Source organism: Mesorhizobium sp. M7A.F.Ca.US.006.04.2.1, assembly GCF_004022915.1.
In the GTDB taxonomy this organism is placed as follows: domain Bacteria; phylum Pseudomonadota; class Alphaproteobacteria; order Rhizobiales; family Rhizobiaceae; genus Mesorhizobium; species Mesorhizobium ciceri.
Genome location: NZ_RZQA01000556.1, coordinates 1 through 4,348, shown reverse-complemented (window position 1 = coordinate 4,348; position 4,348 = coordinate 1). Strand labels below are relative to the sequence as shown.

General features: G+C 62.8%; 5 protein-coding genes. 3 read left to right on the top strand and 2 right to left on the bottom strand.

Translation table 11 applies throughout. The annotated features are described in order from the left end of the window. Positions 1-187 precede the first annotated feature (187 nt). Positions 188-814, bottom strand: coding sequence for a glutathione S-transferase family protein (locus EN925_RS25065; RefSeq protein ID WP_024504566.1), 627 nt, complete (start codon positions 812-814; stop codon positions 188-190). Between the two features lie 12 nt (positions 815-826). Beyond that, positions 827-2,038 (bottom strand): NADP-dependent isocitrate dehydrogenase, encoded by a 1,212-nt coding sequence (locus tag EN925_RS25060; protein WP_013532148.1) that lies wholly within the window; start codon positions 2,036-2,038, stop codon positions 827-829. 216 nt (positions 2,039-2,254) lie between these two features. Between EN925_RS25060 and EN925_RS25055 the strand changes: the two genes are divergently transcribed. From EN925_RS25055 to EN925_RS25045, 3 genes are all read left to right on the top strand, one after another. After that, positions 2,255-3,169 carry an RNA methyltransferase gene (locus EN925_RS25055; protein WP_128337008.1) on the top strand — a complete coding sequence of 305 codons (915 nt, stop codon included), beginning with the start codon at positions 2,255-2,257 and terminating at the stop codon, positions 3,167-3,169. Further along, a complete protein-coding gene (gene murI, locus EN925_RS25050) occupies positions 3,162-3,962 on the top strand; it encodes a glutamate racemase (RefSeq protein ID WP_024504564.1) in 801 nt (266 codons plus the stop codon). The genes EN925_RS25055 and murI overlap by 8 nt, the downstream gene beginning before the upstream one ends. 63 nt (positions 3,963-4,025) lie before the next feature. Further along, complete coding sequence (locus EN925_RS25045; protein ID WP_013532144.1) at positions 4,026-4,214, top strand: DUF3008 family protein; 189 nt, start codon at positions 4,026-4,028, stop codon at positions 4,212-4,214. Positions 4,215-4,348 lie beyond the last annotated feature (134 nt).

Genomic DNA, 4,348 nt, shown 5'->3' with positions numbered 1-4,348 from the left:
GTCCGAGTGGCCTCGGCGGCGCTCGGCGGGCAGGGCGGCGGCGGGCGGCCCGACATGGCCCAGGCTGGCGGCCCCGACGCTTCCAAGGCCGATGATGCGATTGCTGCGGTAAGGGCGGCACTCGAAGCGGCGTAGGCGAGTGGACTGAATTTAAAGCAACGGTTGGAGGGACAGCGGACGTCTCTTATCAGCCGATTTTTTCAGTCTGCACGAAGCTCGGCCGAGCCGCAATGCGCGCATACCAGTCCCGGATATCAGGGAACTCGGCCAGCAGATTTTGCCCCTCGGCGACCTTGACGAAATAGCCGATGATCGGTGCGGCATGCAGGTCGGCCAGCGTCAGCTGGTCGCCCAGCAGCCACGGTCCCGGCGCTTTCAGCGCGGACAGCGTCCGAAGCGCTTTGCTCGCCTGAGCAAGGCCGCCGGCGATCAACGCCTCATCCGGCTGAGCCTTCTCCAGCCGCTCGACGGCAACATCCCAGACCATCGATCTGTAGGCATAGGCATCGAGCATGCCGATGATCTGGTTCATGGTTGCGCGGCCACGAGGCTCCGTCGCTTGCAGCGCTGGCCCGTCGAACGCCTCGTCAACATATCTGGCAATCGCGCTCGTCTCGAACAGCCGGAATCCGTCATGCTCGAAGGCCGGGATGCGGCCGAACGGATGATGTTCGAAATACCAGGCGGGAATCCCGTCGGCGGCAAAGACATCGACTGGCACAAGCTCGTAGTCGATGCCTTTTTCCTCAAGCACGAGGCGGACGATGCGCACATAGACGCTATAGTCCGCCCCGTAGACGATGGGCTTGCCCATCTTGCTTACTTATCAGGCCATCGCCTTCTGCAGGTTCTCGTCGATCTTGTCGAGGAAACCGGTGGTCGACAGCCAAGGCTGGTCGGGGCCGATCAGCAGCGACAGGTCCTTGGTCATGAAGCCGGACTCGACCGTCTGGATGCAGACTTTTTCCAGCGTCTCGGCAAAGCGCTTCAACTCGGCATTGTCGTCGAGCTTGGCGCGATGGGTGAGGCCACGCGTCCAGGCGAAGATCGAGGCGATCGAATTGGTCGAGGTTTCCTCGCCCTTCTGATGCTGGCGGTAGTGGCGGGTGACGGTGCCGTGCGCGGCTTCCGCTTCCACGGTCTTGCCGTCCGGCGTCATCAGCACCGAGGTCATCAGGCCGAGTGAGCCGAAACCTTGCGCGACCGTGTCGGACTGCACGTCACCATCATAGTTCTTGCAGGCCCAGACATAGCCGCCCGACCATTTCAGGGCGGAGGCCACCATGTCGTCGATCAGGCGGTGCTCGTACCACAGCTTCTTCGACTTGAACTCGGCCTCGAATTCAGCCTCGTAGACCTCCTGGAAGATATCCTTGAAGCGGCCGTCATAGGCCTTGAGGATGGTGTTCTTGGTCGACAGATAGACCGGGTAGTTGCGCAGCAGGCCGTAGTTCAGCGAGGCGCGGGCGAACTCGCGGATGGACTCGTCGAGATTGTACATGGCCATGGCGACACCGGCGCCGGGCGCGTCGTATACATCGTGCTCGATCACCTGGCCGTCCTCGCCGACGAACTTGATGGTCAGCTTGCCCTTGCCGGGGAAGCGGAAATCGGTGGCGCGGTACTGGTCGCCGAAAGCATGACGGCCGACGATGATCGGCTTGGTCCAGCCGGGCACCAGGCGCGGCACGTTCTTCATGATGATCGGCTCGCGGAAGATGGTGCCGCCGAGGATGTTGCGGATGGTGCCGTTCGGCGACTTCCACATCTTCTTCAGCTTGAACTCCTCGACGCGCTGCTCGTCAGGCGTGATCGTCGCGCATTTCACGCCGACGCCGTATTTCTTGATGGCGTTGGCCGAATCGATGGTCACCTGGTCGTTGGTGGCGTCGCGATGCTCGATGCCGAGGTCGTAATATTCCAGCTTGAGGTCGAGATAAGGGTGGATCAGCTTGTCCTTGATGAACTGCCAGATGATGCGGGTCATCTCGTCGCCGTCGAGTTCGACGACCGGGTTCGCCACCTTGATCTTCGCCATGGAAAGAATGCCTCGTTGCTGGGATGTGGGACGGCCTTGCCCGCGTGGCGTTGGGCCGGGAGATGTCGCCCGTATATCAAAGCGCTTTTGGCCACGCAAACGGCGATCGGTCACGAATTGGAGGCCAGAGCCGTCGTCATTTGCGAATGCTTCATTTTCCCGGCCGAATATGGCAGGGGACGCTGAAATGCCGCAAACAGCAGTTCATTGACAATCATGCCCGTCACCAAAGATCCTGATAGCATTGCAGTCGCCGGCCCGGCGATCATCCTCGTCGAGCCTCAGCTTGGCGAGAACATCGGCATGGTCGCGCGCGCCATGGCCAATTTCGGTCTGTCGGAGCTGCGCCTCGTCAATCCGCGTGACGGTTGGCCGAGCGAGAAGGCACGTGCGGCGGCGAGCCGCGCCGATCATGTCATCGACGCCGTCACCGTCTTTGACGATCTGGCCTCGGCGCTCGCCGACCTGAACTTCGTCTTCGCCACCACGGCCAGGCAGCGCGACGGCTTCAAATCCGTGCGCGGGCCGGTGGAGGCGGGCAGGATGCTTCGGACCCGTCACGCAATGGGCCAGCGCACCGGCATCCTGTTCGGCCGCGAGCGCTTCGGCCTCTACAATGACGAGGTCGGCCTTGCCGACGAGATCGTCACGTTCCCGGTCGATACCGATTTCTCGTCGCTCAACATCGCCCAGGCCGCGCTTCTGATGTCCTACGAATGGATGAAGTCCGGCCTGGAAGACGAGACCAAGACCAATTTTTCCGGCCCGGACATGAAGCCGGCAAGCAAGGAGGAATTGCACGGCCTGTTCGCCTATCTCGAAGGCGCACTGGAAGCGCGCGGCTATTTCCGGCCGGCACCGAAGAAGCCGAAAATGATCGACAATCTGCGTGCGGTGCTGACGCGCGCCGGTTTTGCCGAACCGGAGCTGAAGGTGCTGCGCGGCATCATCTCGTCGCTCGACAGGTTTTCGCCGGCGATGCCGCGCGGCGACGGGTCCCCTGGCGATGATCCACGACGCTTGCCCGCGGCCGCCGCGCGGGCCCGCAAGGCGGAAGCGGCGCGCCTTGCCGGCGCCGGCAAGGACGATGACATACCGCCGCTTGGCGGAAAAGGAACCGACAATGACTGAGCGGCCGATCCTGATGTTCGATTCGGGCATCGGCGGGCTCACCGTACTGCGCGAGGCGCGCGTGCTGATGCCCGACCGCCGCTTCATCTATGTCGCCGACGACGCTGCGTTTCCCTATGGCGCCTGGGAAGAGCCGGCGCTGAGGGTGCATATCCTTGAATTGTTCGGCAAACTGCTTGAGCGGTTTGCGCCGGCCATTTCGGTCATCGCCTGCAACACCGCCTCGACGTTGGTGATCGACGCGCTGCGCGACAGATTTCCCGAGCATCCTTTTGTCGGCATGGTGCCTGCGATCAAGCCGGCGGCGGAACGCACGCGCTCAGGGCTGGTTTCGGTGCTGGCGACGCCTGGCACCGTCAAGCGACAGTACACGCGCGACCTGATCAGCAAATGGGCGCAGAAATGCCATGTCCGCCTGGTCGGCAGCGACAGGCTGGCGGGACTGGCTGAGATCTACATGCGTGAGGGCTTCGTCGATGAGGAGGCCGTGCGCGCCGAGATCGCGCCATGCTTCGTCGAACGTGATGCGCTGCGTACGGATATCGTCGTGCTCGCCTGCACACACTACCCCTTTCTGGCCAATCGTATGCGCAAGACGGCGCCTTGGCCGGTCGACTGGCTCGACCCCGCCGAAGCGATCGCGCGCCGGGCGCTGTCGCTTCTCGCCGACATCGATCCGAGCGGTCGTGGCGAGATGTTGCCTGAAGGGCCCGACCTTGCCGTCTTCACATCGAAAAGAGCCGATTTCCCCACCCGCCGCCTGATGCAGGGGTTCGGGTTGGCGATGTCGTGATTGCGAAGCGGAACATCACGGCAGTCGTTGCGTTTTCTCCTGATGCCAACGGGAGAAAGAGCCATGCCAGCCACCTCGAAAGCCCAGCAGAAAGCCGCCGGCGCGGCTCTGTCGGCCAAGCGCGGCGAGACCAAGAAGAGCGAACTCCAGGGCGCTTCCAAGGGAATGTACGAATCGATGAGCGAAAAGCAGCTCGAGGAATTCGCCGAGACGAAGCGCAAGGGCCTGCCGGAGAAGAAGTCGAAAGGCTAGAGTGCGGTCCGCCGTTCAAGGGAAACGCCGAAGAACACGAGCCGGAATCAAACGCCCGCGGCCAAACCGCGGGCTTTGAAGTGATGTCGGCCGCCTGAGACCGGATTGCAGCCTACCAGCGCCCTCTGCACTGC

Excerpts from the sequence above, each read along its gene's own strand:
- EN925_RS25065 (WP_024504566.1), bottom strand. The coding sequence starts at position 814 with ATGGGCAAGCCCATCGTCTACGGGGCGGACTATAGCGTCTATGTGCGC.
- EN925_RS25060 (WP_013532148.1), bottom strand. The coding sequence starts at position 2,038 with ATGGCGAAGATCAAGGTGGCGAACCCGGTCGTCGAACTCGACGGCGAC.
- EN925_RS25055 (WP_128337008.1), top strand. The coding sequence starts at position 2,255 with ATGCCCGTCACCAAAGATCCTGATAGCATTGCAGTCGCCGGCCCGGCG.
- murI (WP_024504564.1), top strand. The coding sequence starts at position 3,162 with ATGACTGAGCGGCCGATCCTGATGTTCGATTCGGGCATCGGCGGGCTC.
- EN925_RS25045 (WP_013532144.1), top strand. The coding sequence starts at position 4,026 with ATGCCAGCCACCTCGAAAGCCCAGCAGAAAGCCGCCGGCGCGGCTCTG.